Below are 21,663 nucleotides of genomic sequence, written 5' to 3'. Positions count from 1 at the left end.
ACACCGATCGTAATTGCGAGGATAGTGCCCATGATCGCTAAACCGATCGGCAAACCCTGTGCAATAAATTCCATTGCATCAGTCTGAACCTGCGTAAGAGCAGTTCCGAAAGCTTCGGTCACAGTAGTTGCCGCCAAAAGATTACCCATGAATTGCGCCCTCCTTTCTCAATGTTTCAGCAGTTTTAATGCCTGATATATGCCATAGCCGAGCAGAGAGAAAACAAAGTAGGTTGTAAACCCGCCGCCGACCCCAAGGCCGAAACTGGAAAAATAGTCTGCCATCATAAAAATCACCACTTCCAAAAACTGAACGCTTGCCCGATGGACAGACCCGCGAGAAAGCCAATACAAACCATAGCAACATGAGCAATTTCATAAACGTTTTGCACATCTTCCGTAGTCATGCCGCCACCTCCAAAGGCTTATTTTGCCGGGGAAACAACGTCAAAAGCATGAATGTTACCGTACTTGTCATAGTACGGCTGGATTTCAGAGCCGACCGGAGCTTGAGCCGCCACTTCGGGCTTTACTTTGATTGCTTCGGCAACTTCACCCTTTACGCCTTTTTCATTTTCGTCAGCCGGACGCACAACAAACAGACGAGCGAATGTTACGACCTCACCAGTTTTCTTGTCAGTGAACGAACTCACACGTGTACCAATTACTTTCATTGCCATTTTTCCACACTCCTTTCCTGTAATCTCCATTCCCAGTTGGGCAAAACTTGCGCCCGATTGGGAAAGTTTGGAATAAATAAATTATTGCATATAGCAATAATTTTTACAATTCTGATTTTCAGGCAAAAAAGCTTAAATTAGATTAATATTGCAATTCGCAATATTAATGCTCCAGATATTGCCAAATAACATTAAATAGCTTTATAATACTCATTACAGAATGCAATAAACATGAGGTTAAAATGAGTATTTTTTCTGAAAGATTAAAAGCGAAGAGAAAAGAAAAAGGAATAACGCAAATAGAAATTGCAAAAAGGCTAGGGATAGCTCAGTCTACATATGCCCATTATGAACGAGGAAGCAGGGAACCTGATTTAGAAATGCTTAAAGCAATTGCAAACATTTTGCAAACCACTACAGATTATTTGGTAGGACGGACAAAAGAATAAAGGATGTAGAAACATGGAATATTTACTGATCGGAATTATAATCGTGTTAGGAGTTTTGTTACTTTTAAAAAAGAAAAAAACTCCGGACGAAGAAAAACTTCCATACCAATACAAGAAGCGAACATACTTCTTTACTAAGAATGAACTTAATTTTTACCGTGAGTTAGCAAAAGAAACAGCGAGCCTTAATCTTGTGCTTTTTTCTAAAGTTCGGTTAGCTGATATTATCGAACCGAGAGAAAAGGGCTCTACTTGGCAATCACAATTCAATCGGATTCGTTCTAAGCATGTTGACTTTGTTCTATGTGATCTTCCCAGCATAAAGCCTGTACTGGTGATAGAATTAGACGATAGCAGCCATGACAGAACAGACAGACAAGAACGCGATTCTAAGGCCGTGCTTTCGCACAACCTTTTAAGAGAACGAAAGCCCCGGCTTATGGCCGGGGCTTTTTCCGTCTTTGAGCGCCGCAAAGCGGACGCAGCTTATCGCCTATAGGTGCTGTTCCTCCCGCGCGCGTGTGAACCGCCGTCACCTGCTGCTATCATTTGGGGCGCGCCTACCGGATTTGCTGACAAAAATGGGTGAGAGCAAAAGCGCATAAAGATACAAAAAAAATCCCCCGGAATTTCCGAGGGATTTTTTGTTTTGGTGGACGATACAGGACTTGAACCTGTGACCCTTCGCACGTCAAGCTTTGATATCAACATTTCACCCAGGGCAATACATAAGATCGAACGGCCGGCCAGTACATAAGAATCAGCGCGCGCAGCTGGATACATAAGATTTCCCGACATACTGTTTTACACGCCGTTTGCCGATCTGCTTATACCTCATCCAATAAGGGCCATGAAGTTCCCCACGCTGGCATTTACAATTAGGTTTCCCGCATTGAATCATTTCCTGCTGATAGTACCAGCCGTCAGAGGATACGGGCAAATCATCCACCAACAGACGATAATCAGGATCGCCCAAAAAGCAAGACATTATGTACTGACTGTAAACGGGCGGCACGGCCTGCGCCAAAGACCATCGGTCTGTTATCCAATCAATGCCTATAGCTTTCTGCCAATCCTCAATTTTACCACTACCGCCAAAGCCGTTCCCGGCTACTGTAACCTTTTCGCCGTCGATAACGCGCCCGGAGTGCATTTTATGAAATGGCTGGGGAACCTCAAAGCCGCCTATTTCAAAATGTCTATGCCTAATCACACCCAGACCAAACATTTCACCACACAAAAGAAGATCACGACGTAGCGGCGCTTGAGGTACATTTTCCATACAATAGGGAACACCAGCTTGATACATAAAATTCTGCGCAAACGGAACCAAATCGGGATACTCTTTATTGCTGCCGACACACGCCAAACTGTAAGCCTGACAAGGCGGGGAGAGCCAGACAAAGTCAAAAGACCGGATAAAATCAAGCGATAAATTCCGCATATCGGACTGAATAAATTCAAAAGGGTAACTATCCGGGTTTCTTATATCGGCGCCGCATACATAAGGTTCTATACCAGCCTTTCGGCAAGCTTGATACAATCCCATTGATGCACCACCGCTACAACAACAAATATCTAAAATTCGCACGAGCTTCAGCTCCCTACATAAGATTTTTTTGCCCCAGGTTTGATACATAAGACCCAGGGCAATACATAAGATTTTTACGCGCTGCCACGTACATAAGATGAAAAAAGGGAGGAGGAAAGGTAACTGTCCAGCTTATCCACGCTCTTAGATAACATCAGATCATCAAGGTGCGTGTAAATGGAGATCGTAGTTTTTACGTTGCTATGACCAAGCAGCTTCGCCGCCGTCAGCACATCGACCCCGGAGAGATACAACAGTGTCGCGTAGGTGTGCCGCAGGTAGTGCGCAGTAATCTCCTGTACGCTGGTCTGTTCAGCGCCCGGAGCCTTGCACAGGGCCGTAATATAGCTATCCCACATACGCCGCCATGACATAAGCGTGTGCATCTCGCCGTCAGTCCTGGGGCAAACATATTTTGACCAGGCGACGGCTTTTGCCTTTTGCAGTTCAAACGCCAGATCAAGCGTAATATCGACCACACGGCCCCAAGAGGTTTTTGTCCCGGTCTTAACAATAAGGCGATTGCTGTTACGGCTCTCCGCACTCTTGGTGACGCTGATTTTCAGGCCGTCAAGATCAATATCATCCCACGTCAACGGGATAAGCTCACCACGGCGCAACCCGGCTAGCATCATCACCAGAGCGCCCACACGCGCCCGGTGCGGAGTGGAGATAATCAACCCTTGTTCCGTGGCCGTTAATGCTCTGCGATAGCGGCGGGGAGCATAGCGGGACACCTCACGACCCCGGGCAGGATTCCGGGTAATCAATTCCAAATCCATGCCATACTCAAAGATGCGGTTTGCAGTGCTACGTACATCAACAAGAGTTTGACGTGATGCCGGGCGACCCGTATTTGGGTTCCGGTCTGTCAGAGTGTCCAACAAAGCATCTATATCCATGGGTTTTATCTGCTCAACGTCCATGCCGCCGATATACCGATTCAAGTGGTTTATGTAGCACCGCAGATTTTTAAACTGAGAGAAACTAACCTTATTTTTCCGGGTTTTCAGCCAGAGAGCCGCCAGAGATTCAAAGGTCATTTTTCACCCACCTTTCGTATTCCCATAACCACATAACCGGGACGGACATAGCAGGAGTCACGCAAGATATACGTTACAGCTACCTTGACTTCCCGGCCAGTATAGTTTCCGGAAGCACCTTGCTGAACATATTCCCGGAGAATCAAATAATCACCAGTCAAATAACCCCGGTCGTCCTTGCGCACTTCAAAAGGTTTTGTTCCAGCACACACATCATGCATATACTCCGGTCTAATTTTCAGTTCATGCACCTTTGCCATATTAACCCTCTCCAATCGATTCCAAAATTTTTGCCGTATTGCTTGCGGTGACATCATAGCAATCACCCTTTCAGACATCTACAAAAAAGGTTTCGAGGGAACAGAATATGCTCAACTTTTGACTGTGCATCTTTCCTTGGAATACGCTCCGAATCTGCAACAAGCTTTACCAGCCTTTTGACAGTAAGCCCATTCATAAACATGCGGAAAATAACATCATCCGTATACATACTCAACTTCTCCTATCGCTCTCAAAATAGCCGCCGTATTCTCTGCGGCTTGCTCATTAATGTCAACATATTTGTATTTGATGTTCCATTCTGACGGCTTAAAAATTTTATCCACCTTAACGGCTTCAAAATCTGTATCCAGCAATTGTACCGAGGGCTTGCGAATAAGGCCCTTGCCGCCAGCATAATAAAAGCTACCGAAAATTTTTCTAAAATCCTTTGTAACGTATTTTGTAATGTACTTCGCAACTGCGACCTTGGAGCCGTCCAACTCTATAGCCGTACTCCATCCATATTTCCATTGGGGCATGTTGTAAATCGTCTTGCCCTCCGAAGTTTCTTTCCCGGAATCAACCATATCGAAATCACCAGCAAGCAAACCGTGCATATGGATTCCCTTACCGTCCGCATGATATTCCGGAATGACAATATACCGGGCATCGTTCCTTTCGACTTTATTGTTCAAAAACTTACGCAGCTTTTGACCAACCTCTTTCGGGTCACAACGATCAATTTTCTGTTGATCTAATGTCCAAGTGATGAACCAACGAAAATCGTTACAATAGGCAATATCAAAACAAGCTTCTTTCGCACGTTTCAAGCTATCCCCACGAACCTCATTTGACATGTCTTTCGGTTTAGGAACGGGAACCTTTTCCTTTTCGAACTCATCTACCTGCTCCCAGCATTCACTTTTAAAAATCGGCTTCGAGCAGACCATGACTTTCTGCTGTCCGTCCGGGTAAATTTTCGCTTTCGTGTTGTGGTAGACAAGATTTTCCGACTGTCGAAACCCCATCTAATCACATCCAGAATTTATTGAGTGAGTATTATTTGTGGCTATAATCAAGTAATAGCCACCGATCCCCGGAAACTTCCGGGAGAACGAAAGCCGCGCAGCTTAATACATAAGACCAGCCCCGGCTTTCCGGTGGGGCCCCGCGCCGCAAACGGCGCACCCCATCCGAAAAACCGGGAACGGTCAGCTAATCGCACGCGCCCAGCGGAGCGCAGCCGAAATCACATAATAGGCCGCAATTGCAACCAGCCATGTTTCCATAGTTGCTACAATAAAGCTAACGGGAACAATCCAGTTAATTGCTGATAGATAGGGTGCAATAGGGGAGGTATCCAGAGCCTGAAAAGGGGAGTCTGGCAGCAAAGCAAGCGCCCAAGACAAAAGCTGTTTAAAGAGTTTTAGAATATCCATATACACACCTACCTTTTCACAAGCTTAGAACTTAGGATTATAAGTGAAATGATGAAAAGCAAACTTAATCCCCATCGAGAGAGCGCCGCCAAGCCATCAAATTGCGCCATATCTATAGTTATTGATGTATTTACCCCAAGCTTATCAAAACGTAAGGGTAAAACCCATTTCGGAGCCGCAGCAGGTGCAACGAGAATCCGAACGGAATTGTATAAATCCCACGGGATAGAAAATGGAAACTTATTGGTTATAATCTGCGGAATAGATAAATCCGGTATGTCAGTGCTGGGAGTATCTGTGCTAGGTTTTGTCGTGTCCCGGTCTACGTTTGTGGCATCGTTGGCGGCTTTGTCCTCTGCCGTTGCAATCTCATTACCAATAGTTGTTGCTTGGTCTTGCGACTTGGTTTTGTCGGACACTTGTTGGTCTGCCATCCTGCCCGGTATTGTGATAGCGTCTGGCATATCAGATATTTGACCAGTCTCACCGACTCGCTCTTTCAGGCGGTTAAGTACATCGTCCAGCTTGTGGTTGAGTGTACTCATGCCGTCTGCATAAAACTTAGCATCGGCTGGATTAAATACGTCTGGAGTGGACGATACCGGAATAACATCAGGAGATAGAGCAACATTGAAAGAGATAGCAGATGCTTTCAACGGACGGTCATCGACATCAAATAAAACAAAATAAGTAACACCAGCAGTTACTATATCAAAAGCAATAACTTTAAACACTTGACCGTAGTCTAAATAAGTCAAAGAAGAATAAGAAGTGTTAACACCCGGAGTTTCCAAGCTACGGGTAACTGTGTATCTTGAAACTGTCTTATCGTTAAAGAGCACGGAACCAATCTGATAAAAAGACAATCCATTAGCAATCTTCTTTTTAACTTTCAGTTTGTAGTCATAAGGTAAAGCAAAAGATACATACTCATCTTCAGCTACATTACTCGCTGGTATAGTAAAATTACCTAAATAACGATAATTAGACATGCTACCTAAAGACAAAGTAACATCACCATACATTGCTGGAGCAAGTCTCAATATCTCTGTATCTTTATCCAAAAGTACAGGCAAATCAATCACGCCAAGAGAAGAAAACCAAGAATAGGCATCATCAGCAGTTTTAAAAGCACCAGAATTACTATAAGCAGCCGAACCAGCTTGTGGAAAAGTAGCCTGCGCCCCGGCAAATATATCCCGCAGAGCCTGCTCTGTATAATGGGCTACGGTTGTTCCTGCTAACTCTGTCAATATAATCGCCTGCTTAGTAGCTGATGATAGCCCATCCCATATCTTTTGAGTAGCCGTCGCGTATGCCTCCGAATCAAATCCAGCGGCAACACCAATGCCGAGCATGGTTAGAGCCGTTGCAACAACTGCCGCCCCGGCCACGACGGGAATAACCGCTGCTTCAACCTTAACGGGCGGCTTTACCAATGGGCTACAAAACACCACCAGCACCATCAGCAAAGTAGCGATACGTTTAACCAGAAGCTGTTTGCTTCTTAGCGCTAACTGCATTTTTCTTCCCTCCCTCCAGCTTTCCAGCAGTAGTCATGCCGTCAAACATGTGCATTGTGTCATATACCTTTGCTTTGCGCTTATGCAGCCTGTAAAACTGCGGCAACAAGAACTTGGTTCGGCTTGCATGATCATACGGAACTGCGCAGAAAAGGCCACCAAACAGAAAAGACACAAGTTTACCCTCAATTCCAAATCCAGTAATTGCACGGCACTTGAACTCAGTTTGTATCAAGTCCCGAATCTGGCGGTCAATCATCCGATCGGACTGAGCAGCCAACCAAAAATCATAATTAAAATGCCGATGGTTCGCAAAAAAGAAAATCCAATCCATACGATCGGGCGAAGAAAACGTACGGCTATTGAATTTAATTTCGGCTTCATCGATTATGACAACGGTCTGTGCTTTTTTCGCTTTACGGCCCTCGCGGACATGATTCCACTTTGCAAAAGCAAGCAGAAACTTAACCGTAATTTTATCTGTAGGTATATAAAAAAACTTCCCCCGCTTGCGCTTTTTAAAATAGCTCATATCCATCGGAAAGTTAGAAATAACATTGGTATGCTCTAACAAAGCATCAATAGCCCGGTATGTAACCAGCAACGATTTGCCAGAACCAGGCACACCAGAATAAAGGTCTATCGCCATAAAACATCCCTCACTTTCTGCGACAAAAATGCAAAGTGATAAGAGACGAAAAAACACCGATCAGAAAGTAAAAGATAAAACGAAGAAAATCCTGATACACTCTTACGCCCCCCACAATGGCCCAGTATAAACACCAAGCACAAAACAAAACAGAAGAAAAATCAGATAAGCGAAAAAATTTAAAAATCTAAATTGATTCACAATAATACCTCCCCTAGAAAGAAATAAGCGGGCGGGAATGAACCCACCCGCCATGTACTGCCGGATTATTTCGCGAACCGCTTAAAAGCCTTAACACCGATCGTAATTGCGAGGATAGTGCCCATGATCGCTAAGCCGATCGGCAAACCCTGTGCAATAAATTCCATTGCATCGGTCTGAACCTGCGTAAGAGCAGTTCCAAAAGCTTCGCTCACAGTAGTTGCCGCCAAAAGATTACCCATGAATTGCGCCCTCCTTTCTCAATGTTTCAGCAGTTTTAATGCCTGATATATGCCATAGCCGAGCAGAGAGAAAACAAAGTAGGTTGTAAACCCGCCGCCGACTCCAAGGCCGAAACTGGAAAAATAGTCTGCCATCATAACAATCACCACTTCCAAAAGCTGAACGCTTGCCCAATGGACAGACCCGCGAGAAAACCAATACAGACCATAGCAACATGAGCGATCTCATAAATATTCTGAACGTCCTCCGCAGTCATGCCGCCACCTCCAAAGGCTTATTTTGCCGGGGAAACAACATCAAAAGCGTGAATATTACCATACTTGTCATAGTACGGCTGAATTTCAGCGCCAACCGGGGCTTGAGCCGCCAATTCAGGCTTTACCTTGATTGCTTCGGCTACTTCACCTTTCACACCTTTTTCGTTTTCATCCGCAGGACGGATAACAAACAAACGAGCAAAGGTAATCACCTCTCCTGTTTTCTTATCCGTGAACGAACTAACACGAGTACCAGCTACTTTCATTGCCATTCTTTTGCACCCCTTTCTTTTGTAATAACACTTTCCAATAAGATGAAACTTGCATCTGATTGGGAAAGCGGTATACATTCGTTCAAATGTATACCAACATTTTACATTTAAACGAATGTAAAGTCAAGACATTTATTCGAATGTGGTATAAAATGTTTTCCAAAAGGTGGTGATGTAGTCTGTACTATTTAGAAAGACTTCGCGAATTGCGAGAAAGCGCCGATAAGGGCCAAAAAGAAATTGCTGAATATCTAGGAATTACCCAGCAACAATACAGCTTATATGAAACAGGAACAAGGCATATTAAAGTAGAACACTTAGTAGCATTAGCAAAATATTACAAAGTAACTGCAGATTACATATTAGGCCTTACTGATAAGAAAAAAATGTAGAGAAGTGTGAATATGGAATACTTGCTTATTGGAATCATAATAATTCTGGCGATACTGTTATTGTTAAAGAAAAAGAAAGCACCAGATGAAGAAAAATTCCCATATCAATATAAAAAGCGAACCTACTTTTTTAGTAAAAACGAGCTTAATTTTTACCGTGACTTGGCAAAAGAAACGACAAACCTTAACCTTATACTTTTTTCCAAAGTACGGCTAGCAGATATTATTGAGCCGAAAGAAAAAGGCTCTACTTGGCAATCACAATTCAATCGTATCCGTTCTAAGCATGTTGATTTCGTTCTATGTGATCTGCCCAGCATAAAGCCTGTGCTGGTGATAGAATTAGACGATAGCAGCCATGACAGAGCAGATAGACAAGATCGCGATTCTTTTGTAGATAAAGCACTCGCGCAAGCTGACATTCCAATTATACATACCCGGAGCAGTTCGGGCATTGGCGAGAAGATCAAAGCAATAATCAGCAAATAAAAAAAGGCCGTGCTTCCGCACTGCCTTTGAAAAGAACGAAAGCCCCGGCTTATGGCCGGGGCTTTTTCCGTATTTGAGCGCCGCAAAGCGGACGCAGCTTACCGCCTATAGGTGCAGATACTCCCTGTGCGCGTGTGCCTCTTATTTTAGATTGCAGGTGCTCCGCATAGGGGCGCGCCTACCAGATTTGCTGACAAAGATGGATGAGAGCAAAAGCGCATAAAGATACAAAAAAAATCCCCCGGAATTTCCGGGGGATTTTTTGTTTTGGTGGACGATATAGGACTTGAACCTATGACCCTTCGCACGTCAAGCGAATGCTCTAGCCAGCTGAGCTAATCGTCCATTTGTTTCCGGCGCTTTTTGAACGCTTGGTTATTATATCTTATTTTTTATCAGAAATCAACCCCTAAAACAAATAATTTTTTATTTTTTCGGTTAGATTTTTGAAAAATATGCAGAGAAAAAGAATTTTTTATAAATTTAAGCTTTTTTACCAAGATATTGTAGATTTCTGCCGATATACATAATAAGAGTTTCTGATTCTTCAGCAATCGTCAAACTCAAGGAGGATACAGAGTGGATATTTCAACAATCATTGGAGTAGTTGTCGCGTTTGGCTCTATTATCGGAGGCTATCTGCTGGAGCATGGAGTATTAAGTTCCTTATTTTTACTCTCTCCATTTTTGATCGTTTTTGGGGGAACGTGGGGAGCTACGATTCTTTCTTTTGGATTCGGGGAAATTTTGGCTGCCCTGAAATTTTTTGTTGGTACGGTATTTACCAAACATTCGCCGAACCCCGAAAAGCTGATTCAGAAGATGAGAGAAATGGCGGATGCCTGCCGTAAGGAAGGCCTTTTAAAGCTGCAGACCATGCTGGATGATTCCGACATCAGCGATGACAGTTTTCTGCCGCTGAAAGAGGGGATGATCCTCACTCTCGATATGAAGCCTGCCGAAGAAATCGCGTCCACCATGACGGCGGATCTCGATACTTACATGGTGAAAAAGAATATGGAGATTGAGGTTTTCATGGCTGCCGGCGGCTTTTCGCCAACGCTGGGCATTATCGGTACGGTTATGGGTCTGATTCAGGTGCTTTCCAACATGACGGACGCGGCCGCGCTGATGGCGTCGATTGCGGTGGCCTTTTTGGCTACCCTGTACGGTATTCTGTTCGCCAACCTCTTGTATTTCCCTATGGCCAACCGAATGAAGGCAGACCTGAAGCGCCAGAAGGTATACCGCGAAATGATGATTGAAGGCATGTGTCTGATCGCCAGCGGCAAATCTGCGCGCGACGTGGAAAACCAGCTTTCCCTTTATTATCATGTGTTCAAGAACGGCCAGAAGAAGTATAAAGAAGGCATCAATAATTAATTGTCTGGAGATTAAACTGCTATGGCAAGAAGAAAAAAGAGGGGCGAGGCAGAAACCCCGGAAAATCATGAAAGATGGCTTCTGACCTATTCGGACATGATCACGCTGCTATTGGCCCTATTTATGATCCTGTATTCCATGAGCACCATCGACGCGAAAAAATTCGCGAATATGGCGGAGCAGGCCGGGTATCAAATGGGTGCTGTCAGCAATTCTGCGGCTGCAGGCGGCGGTACCGGTAACGGAAACGGTACGGGCACAGGAAGCGGAGAAACGACCACAAATGCCGGTAATCTTAACAGCACGATGGATGCTCTGGATGAAGTGTATGCGATCCTTCAGTCTTATGTGGAAAAGAATCATCTTGAGGATCAGATCGGTCTCGTCAATACCAATACTTACGTTAAAATTCATTTGAAAGACAAAATGATGTTCGTGCCCGACAGCTCGCGGATGCTGCCGGAAAGCGAGCCTGTTCTGAAAGAGGTTGCCGAAGCCATCTCGAAGGTGTATGACCGGGTAGATCACATCACGTTCAGCGGGCATACGGCAGACGTAGGGCCGCATACGCTTTCCGGTGATCAGACCTCCTGGCGGCTTTCCACGGAACGCGCCGTCACGGTTCTGACCAAAATGATCGGGTACGGAATGAAGCAGGACAAGGTTTCGATCGAGGGTTATGCGCATTTTTCACCGGTCGCGAACAATAATAATGAAGAGGGACGCGCCAAGAACCGGCGTGTGGAAATCACGATTCTGAGAAATCCACCGATTATTCCGGCGGATATTTCGAAGCCTTCCCCGGATTCCGCAGCCTCTTCCGCCGCCGCATCCGGTCAATCCGAGTCCAGCAAGGCCGCGCATTGACAGAGAATGGAACTTTTTAATACAGGCTGCCGAAACGGGCGGCCTGTCCTTTTTTTCGGGCTTTGCCTGCCGGTACGGGTCGAATCCGGGCATCTGCTTGAAATCTATCCGTAAAATGGTATAATAGGAAAAAGATACTGACATACTGATGTTCAAAACCGCCTGCGGCATGGGCGGCAGGGCTGATCGGAGAATTCTCTGAAAAGCGCACTGAATTTGTTAAAGGGATGGATTCTATGGAAAAAAAGACATTTTATATCACCACTCCGATTTATTACCCCTCCGGGCAGCCGCATATCGGGCACAGCTACTGCACCGTGGCCAGCGACGCGATTGCCCGTTATAAGCGCCTGCAGGGGTATGACGTGATGTTCCTGACCGGCACGGACGAGCACGGCCAGAAAATTGAGAACAATGCGAAAAAAGAGGGTGTTACCCCCAAGGAATATGTAGATAAGGTGGTAGAAGGCTTCCGCAACCTTTGGAAGCTTCTGGATATCAGCAACGACCGTTTTATCCGCACCACGGATGATTACCATGAGAAAGCCGTGCAGAAGATTTTCCGCGCGCTTTACGATAAGGGTGAAATCTACAAGGGCAAATACGAAGGCTGGTACTGTACCCCCTGTGAGGCTTTCTGGACGGAAACGCAGCTCAAAGACGGCAAATGCCCCGACTGCGGCCGCGAGGTCAAGTGGGCGGAGGAGGAAGCCTATTTCTTCCGCCTTTCCAACTATGCGGACAAGCTCCTCAAGCTATATGAGGACCAGCCGGACTTCATTCAGCCCGAAAGCCGCAAAAACGAGATGATCCAGTTCATCAAGAGCGGTCTGAACGACCTGTGTGTTTCCCGCACCAGCTTTTCCTGGGGAATCCCCGTGGACTTTGACCCCAAGCACGTTGTGTATGTGTGGCTGGACGCGCTGACCAATTATATCACCGCCATGGGCTACGGCTCCGACGACGATTCGGATTACCGCAAGTACTGGCCCGCGGATGTTCACTTTGTCGGCAAGGAGATCGTGCGTTTCCATACGATCATCTGGCCCGCCATTTTGATGGCGATGGATCTTCCCCTGCCGAAGCAGGTGTACGGCCACGGCTGGCTGCTGTTTGGCGACGGAAGCAAGATGAGCAAGAGCAAGGGCAACGTGGTTGACCCTGTGGTTCTGTGCGACCGCTACGGCGTGGATGCCATCCGGTATTTCCTGCTGCGCGAAATCCCATTCGGAGCCGACGGCAACTTTACCAACGAGGCCCTGATCAGCCGCATCAATTCCGATCTGGCTAACGATCTGGGCAATCTGGTTTCCCGCACCACCGCCATGGTGGGCAAATATTTCGGCGGAGTGATTCCCGCCGAGCAGGAAAAGGCCCCCATCGACGACGAGCTTGAGCAGGCGGTGATCACCCTGCGCGAAAAATGCGATAAGGCGATCGATTCCTATCAGTTCTCCAATGCGCTGACGGAAATCTGGAAGGTCATCGCGCGCACCAATAAATATATTGACGAGACCGCACCTTGGGTGCTCGGCAAGGACGAAAGCCAAAAGGCAAGGCTTGCTTCTGTGGTGTACCATCTGTGTGAAGCATTGCGCGTCATCTCCATTCTCATCACCCCGTTTGTGCCGAACACCGCTCCCAAGATTCAGGAGCAGCTCGGTGCTGGTACAGCGGTTCTGGGCTATGAGAACGCGGCCACATGGGGCCTGCTGCCGGCAGATGCCGTCATTACAAAGGGCGAAACGCTGTTCCCACGCATCGATGTGGATAAGGAGATCGAAGAGCTGAATCAGCTGATTCCCTCCACGGTTCCGGCGCAGGGAGAGAAAAAGGACGAAGAAACGGCAGCGCAGGCTCCCGAGGGAATCGCGCAGATCACAATCGACGATTTCATGAAGGTGGAGCTGGTGGTCGCGAAGGTGCTCAGCTGCGAGCACATCAAGCGCGCGAAGAAGCTGCTCAAATTCACGCTGGACGACGGAACCGGCGAGCGCACGGTGGTATCCGGCATTGCCAAATGGTATCAGCCGGAGGATCTGATCGGTCACAGCATCGTTTTGGTCAAAAATCTGAAGCCCGTCGTGCTGTGCGGCGTGGAGAGCCAGGGAATGATCCTTTCAGCGGACTGCGGCGAGGATACGGTTCGCGTACTGCTGATGGACGGCATTCCGGCAGGCTCCAGGATTCATTAAAGGACAGGTTATATCGTGAAACGATTCATATTTGATTCCCATGCTCATTATGACGACGAAGCGTTTGATTCTGACCGCGAAGAGCTGCTGCAGCGTCTTCCGGAGCAGGGCGTGTGTAACGTGGTGAGCATGGGGGCGGATTACGACGGATGCAGGGGAGCGCTTGAGCTCGCTTCCCGGTATTCCTATATTTATGCGGCGGTGGGAATCCACCCGGAAAACGCGGCAGGCCTTCCCGAGGATTATCTCAGCCAGATCGAGGAGTGGTCAAACGCTCCCAAGGTGGTAGCGATCGGGGAAATCGGTCTGGATTACCATTATGAGGATATGGCCCCCCGAGAGGTGCAGCGAAAGGTATTTGAAGACCAGATTCTGCTTGCAAAGCGCCGGAACCTGCCGATTGTGGTACACGACCGCGAGGCTCATGGCGACACGATGGAGATTCTGCATCGCCACCGCCCAAGAGGTGTGGTTCACTGCTTTTCCGGCAGTGTGGAAATGATGCGCGAAGTGGTCAAGCTCGGCATGTATATCGGCCTTGGCGGCGTTGTTACCTTTAAAAACGCCCGGGTTGCCGTAGAGGTGGCCCGCGAGATTCCGCTCGACCGCCTTTTGACGGAAACCGACGCGCCCTATCTGGCGCCGGAGCCGTTCCGGGGCAAGCGGTGCGATTCCTCCATGATCCGTTATGTCGCGCAGCGCATTGCGGAAATCCGCGGAATCACCGCCGACGAAGTGCTTGCGGCCGGGCGGCGCAACGCAGAAGCGCTTTTTGATATCATCGCTGAGGGGTAATGTAATTTGACAATCACCTATGTTGTAGAGAAAGATCACTTGTACGTAAACATGACGAACCGCTGTCCCAATGCCTGTGGATTTTGTGTGAGGTCTTTCAATGAGCGGAAAGAGGGCGAAGCCGATCTCTGGCTGGAGCGCGAGCCTACGCGCGAAGAAATCCTCGAACAGCTGAAAAGCAAGGATCTGGACAGCTACCGCGAACTGATCTTCTGCGGTTACGGCGAGCCGACCTGCCGTTTTGACGATCTGGTCTGGCTGTGTCAGCAGGTGCGTCAGATGAGCTGTGTGAACATCCGTCTGAACACCAACGGCCTTTCCGATCTGATCAACGGGCGCTCCACTGCGCCGGAGCTGGACGGTCTTCTGGACAGTGTTTCCATCAGCCTCAATGCTTCCACACCGGAAAAGTATCAGGAAATCTGCCATTCCAAATTTGGGCTCGAGGCGCTTCCCGCCATTTTGAAGTTTACAAAAACAGTTGGATTGTATGTACCGAAGGTTTACATGACGGTCGTGGATAACATGCCGCGCGAAGAAATTTCTGCCTGCGAAAAACTGTGCCGTGAAACGGGAGCAACCTTCCGTGTGCGTGAATTTCTCGATCACCAGTCGTACGTAGAAAAGTAACATATGCGCTTCCTCTGCCTTGGCGGGAGGAAGCGCATCCTGTTTTTGGGCAGGGAAGATTTTAGGAACAGTAAGGAGAAGAAACGATGACTTCTGTATTCTTCATTTTCCTGATTGCAATCGTCGCAGGCTTTCTGGGTTCGCTTCTCGGGCTTGGCGGCGGAATCATCATGACCCCCGCGCTGACGCTGCTGTTTCATGTCGACATCCGGTATGCCATCGGTGCGAGCATCATTTCTGTGATCGCCACGTCCAGCGGCGCGGCGATCACTTACCTGAAAGATCACCTGACAAATGTGCGCATCGGCATGTTTCTCGAAATCGGCACCACGCTGGGGGCCATTACCGGCGCGTTTCTCAGCGGAGTGGTCGATACGCGGTATCTGTACCTGATTTTCGGCCTGCTGATGCTGTATTCCGCGGTCATGATGCTCCGCAAAGCGGGCAGTGATCTTCCGCGCGATGTGGTGACACACCCGGCGGCGGAACGCCTGCGCCTGAATAGCTCCTACTATGACAAAAGCCTTGACCAGGAGGTGCCGTACCAGGTGGCCGGCGTTTACGGCGGCCTGGGGATGATGTACGTAGCCGGTACGATCTCCGGCCTGCTGGGGATCGGCAGCGGCGCCTTTAAGGTGATGGGGATGGACCTGTTCATGAAGCTGCCTATGAAGGTGTCGAGCGCCACGAGCAATTTCATGATCGGAGTGACCGCGGCAGCCAGCGCCGGTGTCTATTTCTTCCGCGGAGACATCAACCCCGGCATTGCGGCTCCGGTCGCGCTGGGCGTTCTGATGGGCGCCGTAGTCGGCACGCGCGTGATGCAGCGCATGAAGAGCCGGGTCATCCGGCTGGTCTTTGTGCCGGTGCTGGTGATCGTTTCCGTACAGATGATCGTGAAAGGAGTGCTGATGGGATGAAGCAGGATGCCGAATCGATGGAGCTCTGGCTGGCAAAGCTCCTGAAACTGGGGGTGCTGTTCAGCGCTGCGGTGATCGCCCTGGGGGTTTTGCTGTTTCTGTTTACCGGGCAGAGCGGATACGCCGACGGGGTATTCCCGACCAGCCCCGGGGAGATCTGGACCGGACTTCTTGTGCTGAAGCCGTTTGCCGTTATGCTGACGGGGCTGTTTCTTTTGATCCTGACGCCGATCCTGCGTGTAGGCAGTTCGATCCTGCTCTTTTGGCGGCAGGGCGACCGGCTGTATGTTGTGATCACGGCGTCCGTCTTTTTGATTTTGATCATCAGTCTGTTTCTCGGTAAGGTAGAGTAATAGGGAGGAAGGTTTATGAGCATGCAAAGCATAGAAAGCAGAAGGAGCATCCGAAAGTTCCGGGAAGATATGATCCCGATGGAGCTGATCGATCAGGTGCTCGCGGCCGGAATCAAAGCGCCCTCCAGCAAAAACAAACAGCCGTGGCGGTTTGTTGTGGTCGGCGGCAAGGCCAAGGAGGAAATGCTCGGGCTGTTTGAGGCCGGTCTTACCCGGGAGCAGAACGGGCAGGCCCTTTTGCCGAAGAACAGAAACGCTCTGCCCGACGCCTGGAATACGCTGAAGGTGATGAAACAGGCGCCGGTTATCATTATGGTGCTGAACGAGGAATCCGGCTCGCCGTTTGAAGCCGTCAGCAACGAAGACCGGGTAGCGGAAATCGCGAATACGCAGTCGATCGGCGCGGCCATCGAAAACATCATTCTGGCCGCGGAAGAGCTGGGCCTTGGCACGCTCTGGATCTGTAATACCTTTTTTGTGTATACCGAGCTTTGCGAGTGGCTCCATACCGATCGTCAGCTCGCTGCAGCGATTGCGCTCGGCTACCCGGATGAAGCGCCGCCGCCGCGCCCCAGAAAGAAGTTTCAGGATGTGGTGACTTACCGGTTTGAATGATGTCGAAATCCAGCTGGTAAAGCGGACGATTCCTTTTCCTGTCAGAATAAATTCAATTTAACCCTAAAAAAGGCCGAATCCCGTAAATGGGATTCGGCCTTTGCTGTGTTGCTGAATTTCGGTTTGCCCCGGACTTAATCTTTCTTCCAGGTCATGAACAGCTCCTGCTCGCAGGTATCCGAATTGGTCAGCTCGCGCTCGATGACAAAACCGTGCTTCGTGTAGAAATGTACGGTGTTTTCGCTCTTTTTATAAACATTGACTTCCAAATGAGAATACTTCTCCTGGCACCAACGAATCAGCTTTGTGCCGATGCCGTGGTTCCAGTTGTCTGCGTCCACAAACAGAGCGGCGATAAAGCTGCCCTCCAGAATGCTGACAAAGCCCTTCAAACGGCCGTGCTCACCATAAACAAAGGTTTCGGCCATAGAGAGGTGCTCGTTGCGGACAATTCTATATTGGTTCAGCCAATGCTCTCTCGGAATGAACGGGTGTGCTTTTGTAATGGCGTTCATCCACAGCTGCATCACGGCGTCTAATTCATCTTTATGAAACTCTCTGATCATAGGTATTAACTCCAATCTTTCAATTTCTTCTGCCCTGCATCCCTGAAAACCCGGGAACGGTTTGACGAACGGTATTATGATAGAAAAGGGAGGACTTGGTTATATTATACAATTATACACCATCAAAGTTAAATTGAAAAGGTGAAAATGAAAATAATCTATGAAAAAAGCGCACAGTTTCCACAACTGAGCGCCCTTCCCCCTTGAATCAGCTTAAAATTTATTATACGCATTGCACGGCAAAAATGCAAGGGTAAACTTTTTGAGCGGGCCGAATTCTCCTGCTAAGATTCCGATTGATTTTTTCGCAAAGATTGTGCATGCTGCATATTTGGGTACACCTGCTTTAAGTACTCGTCGGTATAGTTTCGGTCAAGCCACTGGCTGACCGGGTTCGTTGCGGGGACGCCTTCCTGGCGCAGGCTCTGGCGCTTCACCGCCATACCCGAAAGCGCGATGTTTACCGCCATGAATACCAGCAGCACACGGGTCAGGATGATACCGGGCCCGCTTGGGATCTGTTCGATCCACCGGGTGAGCGAGGGCAGGGAGTGCTTGATGAAAATCAGCCCAAGCACGCCCCAGAACACCGAGTAGGTCAGGTTGGTGCGCCCGTGCAGATTCAAAGCGGAATTGCTGTATTCCCACGACACCGTGCCCAAAAGCTTTTCCTGTAAAAAGGAACACACATATTCCAGCGCGCCGCCTAAAACCATGCTCGAAAAGAAAATGATCAGGCTGTTGCGGTGGCGAAAACGGTAGAGTGCAACCGTAAACAACACAGCGCCAATCCCATACACCGGCGTAAACGGCCCATAAAGCAGGCCCTGGCGGCTTTCAAAATACCCAAGACGAACATAGCACCAAAGGGTTTCTACCACAAAGCCGATGATACTGCCGGAAAGAAAAATCCAGAAAAGCTTGTATCGGTTCAGCCCGTGAGCAAAAGAATAGGGGTTCCCTTCCAGAATAGAGCCTCTTCGCTGAAGTCTCGTGGTTATCATTTCGACAGATTCCTTTCTGTAATACTTGGTATCTTCTCATCACCTCACGGCGGAAACAAAAGCACAGCTTTCGATGCCGGAGAGCATGGAATGATCCGCTCAGTGGGTTCGATTTTTTGAGCAGATAACGGATTATGTCAGCTTGTATTAGAATCTATCATATCATAATTTGACAAAATCGGCAAAACATTGCTCATCGCTCAATTCCGAAGCGTAGGAATTGTAATGGAGGGTAAATTATGGTATCATAAAAAGAAATAAACGATGCTTTTGATTGGGAATGGGAGATGACGCAATGGATGTTTTTGTTGAGCAGCTGATCCGAAAGAAAAAGGGCCGCAAAGATTACGCGATCGTGGCTGGAGCGGGTATTCTCGGAATTGTGATTCTGGCAATCAGTACGCTGATAGCGTTTTTGGGTCCTTTTCTGCTGATTATCGTTGCGGGCGTGTTCGTTGGGATTTATTATGTAAGTGCATCCAGAAATCTGGAGTATGAATACAGCACAACCAACGGGGATTTCACCGTGGATCAGATCACAAACCGCCGCAGCCGCAAGCGGATTTGCAGCTTTGATCTGAAAACGGTGGAGGAAATGGGGCAGTACAATGCCTCGGCGTTCCAGAACAGAAGCTTCGCAAGGCAGCTCATGGTCGGCGAGGATGACGAGGGCACCGATGCGTGGTATCTGATCGTACATTTAAAGGATTCCGGCAACACTCTGCTTGTATTTAACCCCAACGAAAGGGTGCTGGCGGCAATCAAACCGTTTTTGCCGCGGCAGGTATCGGTCAATGCTTTCCGTGGGAGTTGATCTCCTCGAAATTTCCCGGATAGAACGCGCGATGAAGAACCCGCGTTTCTGCCGAAGGATTCTGGGGGACAGGGAATATGACCAGCTTGCCGAGCGAGGATTCCCGGCGGCCAGCGTGGCGGTCAGCTTCTGCGCCAAAGAGGCGTTTTCCAAGGCGCTTGGCACGGGAGTGAGGGGCTTTCTTCTGCGGGAGGTGCAGCTCCTGCGCGATGAGCTTGGCAAGCCCTTTTTGTATCTGGAGGGAGCGGCCCTGGAGGCTGCCCGGAGCGCGGGCCTGGAATTTTCGGTCAGCGCTACGCATACCGCACGGTACGCGTCTGTCACGGTCATCGGGGAGAAGCGCCGTTCCAAAATCACGATTCGAAAGCGGCGCGACGCGGGTGCTCACGGGGAAAACGCCGCCACTTTGACGGACCCCGCGGATCGACCCGGCGCAGAGGCGCAGCGAAAACTGATTTCCAGTGTTGTTCTGATGGCCCAGTTGAGAAAGGAGCAGCCTTCCGATGAAACTATTCGAAAGCGGCGCGATGCGGGCGCTGGAAGAAAAAGCCGTTCAGGCAGGAACCGCATATTCCGTCCTGATGGAAAACGCAGGGGAAGCCGCGGCGCGGTTGCTGCGGGACAAGGCCCCCGGCGCGCATGTCGTCATTCTGTGCGGAAAGGGAAATAACGGCGGCGACGGCTTTGTCGCGGCGCGGCATCTTGCGGACTGGGGAGCGCAGGTCTGCGTTGTATTGATTCAGGGTGAGCCGGAAACAGAGCTGGCAAGCCTGGTGTTCCGGCAGATGGACCTGCAGAAGATTCAAGTGCTGGATTGGGCCAAAGAGCCCGAAGCAGTCAAAACCCAGGTATACGGGGCGGATTTTGTGCTGGACGCGATGTATGGCATCGGGTTCCGCGGCAGCCTGCCTGAAACGCTGTTCCCTTTACTGGATGCGGCGGAAACCTCCGGAGCGTATCTTTTGGCGCTGGATTTGCCGAGCGGCGTTTCGTGCGACACGGGGGAGGTACCCGGGCGCTGCGTGCGCGCGGCGGAGACAGTCAGCTTTACGGCGCTCAAGCCCGCGCATCTCATTCAGCCGGGCCGGAGCTATTGCGGTAAGGTAACGGTTGTTCCGGTGGGCATTTCAGAACAGCTGGTCGAAGAAGCGCAGACGCCGCTGTTTGGCATCGAAGAAAAAGATCTTGCTCTGTTGTTCCAGCAGCGGAAAGAGAATACGAATAAAGGCAGCTACGGTACGCTGCTTTCCGTCTGCGGCAGCACGGGGATGGCAGGCGCAGCAATGCTCGCGGCCCGCGCGGCCCTGCGCAGCGGGGCGGGCCTTGTGAATATGGCGCTGCCAAGTGAGCTGTATCCGGTAGTTGCGGGCGCTCTGCCCGAGCCCGTGTATACGCTTCTGGAGCGGACGCACGGCGACGTCATCAGTGAAGACAGCGCCGCTCTTCTGAATCAGAAGATGCTGAATGCGTCGGCGGTCTTACTCGGCTGCGGCCTTGGAACCTCTGCTTTGGCCCGCTCTCTGCTGCGGCGTGTGGCGGCTTGCAGCTCTGTTCCCCTTGTCATCGACGCAGATGGAATAAATCTCTTGGCTGAGAATATAGATATATTGAAAACAGTTAGAGTGCCGGTGGTGCTTACCCCCCATCCGGGAGAAATGGCGCGCCTTCTTCATACCACAGCCGAGCAGGTACAGGAGCGGCGGCTGGACTATGCCAGACGCTTTGCGCAGAAGCATGGGGTGACCCTGGTGCTGAAAGGCTCGGGAACCATCGTGGCTGCTCCGGATGGACGCGTGTTCGTAAACACCACAGGAAACCCGGGGATGGCGAAGGGCGGCAGCGGAGATGTGCTGGCCGGGATGATCGCGTCCCTTGCGGCGCAGGGGATCACGCCCTATTGGGCGGCGGTCTTCGGTGTGTTCCTGCACGGGTTCGCGGGTGACCGCTGTGCAAAAAGGCTCTCTCAGCGCGGGATGCTGCCATCCGACCTGATCGAGGAGCTGCCCTTACTGTTTTCAGAATTTGAACAATAA

Annotated in this window: 27 protein-coding genes and 1 tRNA gene; 15 read left to right on the top strand and 13 right to left on the bottom strand. The window is 49.4% G+C overall.

The window, feature by feature from the left end; genetic code table 11:
* Window positions 1–424: 424 nt before the first annotated feature.
* Window positions 425–679 carry a hypothetical protein gene (locus tag HMPREF1141_RS06320; protein WP_035316657.1) on the bottom strand — a complete coding sequence of 85 codons (255 nt, stop codon included), beginning with the start codon at window positions 677–679 and terminating at the stop codon, window positions 425–427.
* 242 nt (window positions 680–921) lie between these two features.
* On the opposite strand from HMPREF1141_RS06320, the gene HMPREF1141_RS06315 reads away from it, so the two are divergent.
* Both HMPREF1141_RS06315 and HMPREF1141_RS06310 read left to right on the top strand, forming a co-directional pair.
* Window positions 922–1,128 (top strand): helix-turn-helix transcriptional regulator, encoded by a 207-nt coding sequence (locus tag HMPREF1141_RS06315; protein ID WP_035316656.1) that lies wholly within the window; start codon window positions 922–924, stop codon window positions 1,126–1,128.
* A gap of 13 nt (window positions 1,129–1,141) precedes the next feature.
* On the top strand, window positions 1,142–1,627 hold the full coding sequence (locus HMPREF1141_RS06310) for a DUF2726 domain-containing protein (protein ID WP_051044280.1): 486 nt from the start codon (window positions 1,142–1,144) through the stop codon (window positions 1,625–1,627).
* A gap of 261 nt (window positions 1,628–1,888) precedes the next feature.
* Here HMPREF1141_RS06310 and HMPREF1141_RS06305 read toward each other — a convergent pair whose 3' ends face one another.
* The 9 genes from HMPREF1141_RS06305 to HMPREF1141_RS06270 form a co-directional block, all read right to left on the bottom strand.
* Window positions 1,889–2,677, bottom strand: coding sequence for a DUF6788 family protein (locus HMPREF1141_RS06305; protein WP_051044279.1), 789 nt, complete (start codon window positions 2,675–2,677; stop codon window positions 1,889–1,891).
* Window positions 2,678–2,793: 116 nt separating this feature from the next.
* Window positions 2,794–3,762 carry a site-specific integrase gene (locus HMPREF1141_RS06300; protein ID WP_009062141.1) on the bottom strand — a complete coding sequence of 323 codons (969 nt, stop codon included), beginning with the start codon at window positions 3,760–3,762 and terminating at the stop codon, window positions 2,794–2,796.
* A complete protein-coding gene (locus HMPREF1141_RS06295; protein WP_009062138.1) occupies window positions 3,759–4,022 on the bottom strand; it encodes a DUF3850 domain-containing protein in 264 nt (87 codons plus the stop codon). The genes HMPREF1141_RS06300 and HMPREF1141_RS06295 overlap by 4 nt, the downstream gene beginning before the upstream one ends.
* A 216-nt stretch (window positions 4,023–4,238) precedes the next feature.
* Window positions 4,239–5,051 carry a hypothetical protein gene (locus tag HMPREF1141_RS06290; protein ID WP_009062172.1) on the bottom strand — a complete coding sequence of 271 codons (813 nt, stop codon included), beginning with the start codon at window positions 5,049–5,051 and terminating at the stop codon, window positions 4,239–4,241.
* A gap of 183 nt (window positions 5,052–5,234) precedes the next feature.
* A complete protein-coding gene (locus tag HMPREF1141_RS06285) occupies window positions 5,235–5,462 on the bottom strand; it encodes a hypothetical protein (protein WP_009062132.1) in 228 nt (75 codons plus the stop codon).
* 8 nt (window positions 5,463–5,470) lie between these two features.
* Window positions 5,471–6,985 carry a hypothetical protein gene (locus HMPREF1141_RS06280; protein ID WP_009062129.1) on the bottom strand — a complete coding sequence of 505 codons (1,515 nt, stop codon included), beginning with the start codon at window positions 6,983–6,985 and terminating at the stop codon, window positions 5,471–5,473.
* On the bottom strand, window positions 6,948–7,634 hold the full coding sequence (locus HMPREF1141_RS06275) for a zonular occludens toxin domain-containing protein (RefSeq protein ID WP_051044278.1): 687 nt from the start codon (window positions 7,632–7,634) through the stop codon (window positions 6,948–6,950). The genes HMPREF1141_RS06280 and HMPREF1141_RS06275 overlap by 38 nt, the downstream gene beginning before the upstream one ends.
* Window positions 7,635–7,900: 266 nt before the next feature.
* Complete coding sequence (locus HMPREF1141_RS17315; RefSeq protein WP_009062194.1) at window positions 7,901–8,077, bottom strand: hypothetical protein; 177 nt, start codon at window positions 8,075–8,077, stop codon at window positions 7,901–7,903.
* 275 nt (window positions 8,078–8,352) lie between these two features.
* Entirely contained in the window at window positions 8,353–8,607 is a 255-nt protein-coding gene (locus tag HMPREF1141_RS06270; protein ID WP_035316655.1) for a hypothetical protein, read from the bottom strand.
* A gap of 179 nt (window positions 8,608–8,786) precedes the next feature.
* Here HMPREF1141_RS06270 and HMPREF1141_RS06265 point away from each other — a divergent pair, with 179 nt between their 5' ends.
* Both HMPREF1141_RS06265 and HMPREF1141_RS06260 read left to right on the top strand, forming a co-directional pair.
* Window positions 8,787–8,999: a helix-turn-helix transcriptional regulator gene (locus HMPREF1141_RS06265; RefSeq protein ID WP_035316652.1), complete on the top strand. Its 213-nt coding sequence runs from the start codon at window positions 8,787–8,789 to the stop codon at window positions 8,997–8,999.
* 12 nt (window positions 9,000–9,011) lie between these two features.
* Window positions 9,012–9,488, top strand: a complete 477-nt coding sequence (locus HMPREF1141_RS06260; protein WP_051044277.1) for a DUF2726 domain-containing protein — start codon at window positions 9,012–9,014, stop codon at window positions 9,486–9,488.
* A 268-nt stretch (window positions 9,489–9,756) separates the two neighbouring features.
* Here HMPREF1141_RS06260 and HMPREF1141_RS06255 read toward each other — a convergent pair.
* Window positions 9,757–9,833, bottom strand: a tRNA-Val gene (locus HMPREF1141_RS06255).
* Window positions 9,834–10,067: 234 nt separating this feature from the next.
* Here HMPREF1141_RS06255 and HMPREF1141_RS06250 point away from each other — a divergent pair.
* The 8 genes from HMPREF1141_RS06250 to HMPREF1141_RS06215 all read left to right on the top strand — a co-directional run bounded on the left by HMPREF1141_RS06250 (window position 10,068) and on the right by HMPREF1141_RS06215 (window position 17,246).
* Complete coding sequence (locus HMPREF1141_RS06250) at window positions 10,068–10,871, top strand: MotA/TolQ/ExbB proton channel family protein (protein ID WP_009062155.1); 804 nt, start codon at window positions 10,068–10,070, stop codon at window positions 10,869–10,871.
* A gap of 21 nt (window positions 10,872–10,892) precedes the next feature.
* Window positions 10,893–11,738, top strand: a complete 846-nt coding sequence (locus HMPREF1141_RS06245) for a flagellar motor protein MotB (protein ID WP_009062135.1) — start codon at window positions 10,893–10,895, stop codon at window positions 11,736–11,738.
* A gap of 236 nt (window positions 11,739–11,974) precedes the next feature.
* Window positions 11,975–13,933, top strand: a complete 1,959-nt coding sequence (gene metG, locus HMPREF1141_RS06240) for a methionine--tRNA ligase (protein ID WP_009062134.1) — start codon at window positions 11,975–11,977, stop codon at window positions 13,931–13,933.
* Between the two features lie 15 nt (window positions 13,934–13,948).
* Window positions 13,949–14,728: a TatD family hydrolase gene (locus HMPREF1141_RS06235; protein ID WP_009062137.1), complete on the top strand. Its 780-nt coding sequence runs from the start codon at window positions 13,949–13,951 to the stop codon at window positions 14,726–14,728.
* Window positions 14,729–14,734: 6 nt separating this feature from the next.
* On the top strand, window positions 14,735–15,358 hold the full coding sequence (locus HMPREF1141_RS06230) for a TatD family nuclease-associated radical SAM protein (protein ID WP_035316649.1): 624 nt from the start codon (window positions 14,735–14,737) through the stop codon (window positions 15,356–15,358).
* Between the two features lie 86 nt (window positions 15,359–15,444).
* Entirely contained in the window at window positions 15,445–16,278 is an 834-nt protein-coding gene (locus HMPREF1141_RS06225) for a sulfite exporter TauE/SafE family protein (protein WP_009062161.1), read from the top strand.
* Window positions 16,275–16,631, top strand: coding sequence for a DUF1634 domain-containing protein (locus HMPREF1141_RS06220; RefSeq protein ID WP_009062152.1), 357 nt, complete (start codon window positions 16,275–16,277; stop codon window positions 16,629–16,631). Before HMPREF1141_RS06225 ends, HMPREF1141_RS06220 begins: the two co-directional genes overlap by 4 nt.
* Before the next feature lie 15 nt (window positions 16,632–16,646).
* The gene (locus tag HMPREF1141_RS06215) at window positions 16,647–17,246 is read left to right on the top strand and encodes a nitroreductase family protein (protein ID WP_009062186.1); all 600 of its coding nucleotides are present in this window, start codon (window positions 16,647–16,649) and stop codon (window positions 17,244–17,246) included.
* Window positions 17,247–17,380: 134 nt separating this feature from the next.
* Here HMPREF1141_RS06215 and HMPREF1141_RS06210 read toward each other — a convergent pair whose 3' ends face one another.
* Window positions 17,381–17,812, bottom strand: coding sequence for an N-acetyltransferase (locus HMPREF1141_RS06210; RefSeq protein WP_009062159.1), 432 nt, complete (start codon window positions 17,810–17,812; stop codon window positions 17,381–17,383).
* 284 nt (window positions 17,813–18,096) lie between these two features.
* Window positions 18,097–18,816, bottom strand: a complete 720-nt coding sequence (locus HMPREF1141_RS06205; RefSeq protein WP_009062145.1) for a putative ABC transporter permease — start codon at window positions 18,814–18,816, stop codon at window positions 18,097–18,099.
* A 295-nt stretch (window positions 18,817–19,111) separates the two neighbouring features.
* On the opposite strand from HMPREF1141_RS06205, the gene HMPREF1141_RS06200 reads away from it, so the two are divergent.
* The 3 genes from HMPREF1141_RS06200 to HMPREF1141_RS06190 are packed head-to-tail and all read left to right on the top strand — an operon-like array spanning window position 19,112 to window position 21,663.
* Window positions 19,112–19,630: a DUF6106 family protein gene (locus HMPREF1141_RS06200; RefSeq protein ID WP_009062166.1), complete on the top strand. Its 519-nt coding sequence runs from the start codon at window positions 19,112–19,114 to the stop codon at window positions 19,628–19,630.
* 31 nt (window positions 19,631–19,661) lie between these two features.
* Window positions 19,662–20,300: a holo-ACP synthase gene (locus HMPREF1141_RS17500; RefSeq protein ID WP_242824567.1), complete on the top strand. Its 639-nt coding sequence runs from the start codon at window positions 19,662–19,664 to the stop codon at window positions 20,298–20,300.
* Window positions 20,212–21,663, top strand: coding sequence for a bifunctional ADP-dependent NAD(P)H-hydrate dehydratase/NAD(P)H-hydrate epimerase (locus HMPREF1141_RS06190; RefSeq protein WP_035316648.1), 1,452 nt, complete (start codon window positions 20,212–20,214; stop codon window positions 21,661–21,663). Before HMPREF1141_RS17500 ends, HMPREF1141_RS06190 begins: the two co-directional genes overlap by 89 nt.

It is taken from the genome of Clostridium sp. MSTE9, from assembly GCF_000277625.1.
Taxonomy (GTDB): Bacteria; Bacillota; Clostridia; order Oscillospirales; family Acutalibacteraceae; genus Faecalispora; species Faecalispora jeddahensis.
The sequence above is the reverse complement of the archived record's forward strand: the minus strand, read 5'-3'. Positions and strand labels throughout refer to the sequence as shown.

Excerpts from the sequence above, each read along its gene's own strand:
- HMPREF1141_RS06305 (WP_051044279.1), bottom strand. The coding sequence starts at position 2,677 with ATGGGATTGTATCAAGCTTGCCGAAAGGCTGGTATAGAACCTTATGTA.
- HMPREF1141_RS06285 (WP_009062132.1), bottom strand. The coding sequence starts at position 5,462 with ATGGATATTCTAAAACTCTTTAAACAGCTTTTGTCTTGGGCGCTTGCT.
- HMPREF1141_RS06215 (WP_009062186.1), top strand. The coding sequence starts at position 16,647 with ATGAGCATGCAAAGCATAGAAAGCAGAAGGAGCATCCGAAAGTTCCGG.
- HMPREF1141_RS06275 (WP_051044278.1), bottom strand. The coding sequence starts at position 7,634 with ATGGCGATAGACCTTTATTCTGGTGTGCCTGGTTCTGGCAAATCGTTG.
- HMPREF1141_RS17315 (WP_009062194.1), bottom strand. The coding sequence starts at position 8,077 with ATGGGTAATCTTTTGGCGGCAACTACTGTGAGCGAAGCTTTTGGAACT.
- HMPREF1141_RS06200 (WP_009062166.1), top strand. The coding sequence starts at position 19,112 with ATGGATGTTTTTGTTGAGCAGCTGATCCGAAAGAAAAAGGGCCGCAAA.
- HMPREF1141_RS06220 (WP_009062152.1), top strand. The coding sequence starts at position 16,275 with ATGAAGCAGGATGCCGAATCGATGGAGCTCTGGCTGGCAAAGCTCCTG.
- HMPREF1141_RS06205 (WP_009062145.1), bottom strand. The coding sequence starts at position 18,816 with ATGATAACCACGAGACTTCAGCGAAGAGGCTCTATTCTGGAAGGGAAC.
- HMPREF1141_RS06290 (WP_009062172.1), bottom strand. The coding sequence starts at position 5,051 with ATGGGGTTTCGACAGTCGGAAAATCTTGTCTACCACAACACGAAAGCG.
- HMPREF1141_RS06315 (WP_035316656.1), top strand. The coding sequence starts at position 922 with ATGAGTATTTTTTCTGAAAGATTAAAAGCGAAGAGAAAAGAAAAAGGA.
- HMPREF1141_RS06295 (WP_009062138.1), bottom strand. The coding sequence starts at position 4,022 with ATGGCAAAGGTGCATGAACTGAAAATTAGACCGGAGTATATGCATGAT.
- HMPREF1141_RS06245 (WP_009062135.1), top strand. The coding sequence starts at position 10,893 with ATGGCAAGAAGAAAAAAGAGGGGCGAGGCAGAAACCCCGGAAAATCAT.
- HMPREF1141_RS06260 (WP_051044277.1), top strand. The coding sequence starts at position 9,012 with ATGGAATACTTGCTTATTGGAATCATAATAATTCTGGCGATACTGTTA.
- HMPREF1141_RS06225 (WP_009062161.1), top strand. The coding sequence starts at position 15,445 with ATGACTTCTGTATTCTTCATTTTCCTGATTGCAATCGTCGCAGGCTTT.
- HMPREF1141_RS06270 (WP_035316655.1), bottom strand. The coding sequence starts at position 8,607 with ATGGCAATGAAAGTAGCTGGTACTCGTGTTAGTTCGTTCACGGATAAG.
- HMPREF1141_RS06320 (WP_035316657.1), bottom strand. The coding sequence starts at position 679 with ATGGCAATGAAAGTAATTGGTACACGTGTGAGTTCGTTCACTGACAAG.
- HMPREF1141_RS17500 (WP_242824567.1), top strand. The coding sequence starts at position 19,662 with ATGAAGAACCCGCGTTTCTGCCGAAGGATTCTGGGGGACAGGGAATAT.
- HMPREF1141_RS06280 (WP_009062129.1), bottom strand. The coding sequence starts at position 6,985 with ATGCAGTTAGCGCTAAGAAGCAAACAGCTTCTGGTTAAACGTATCGCT.
- HMPREF1141_RS06210 (WP_009062159.1), bottom strand. The coding sequence starts at position 17,812 with ATGATCAGAGAGTTTCATAAAGATGAATTAGACGCCGTGATGCAGCTG.
- metG (WP_009062134.1), top strand. The coding sequence starts at position 11,975 with ATGGAAAAAAAGACATTTTATATCACCACTCCGATTTATTACCCCTCC.
- HMPREF1141_RS06310 (WP_051044280.1), top strand. The coding sequence starts at position 1,142 with ATGGAATATTTACTGATCGGAATTATAATCGTGTTAGGAGTTTTGTTA.
- HMPREF1141_RS06300 (WP_009062141.1), bottom strand. The coding sequence starts at position 3,762 with ATGACCTTTGAATCTCTGGCGGCTCTCTGGCTGAAAACCCGGAAAAAT.
- HMPREF1141_RS06190 (WP_035316648.1), top strand. The coding sequence starts at position 20,212 with ATGGAAAACGCAGGGGAAGCCGCGGCGCGGTTGCTGCGGGACAAGGCC.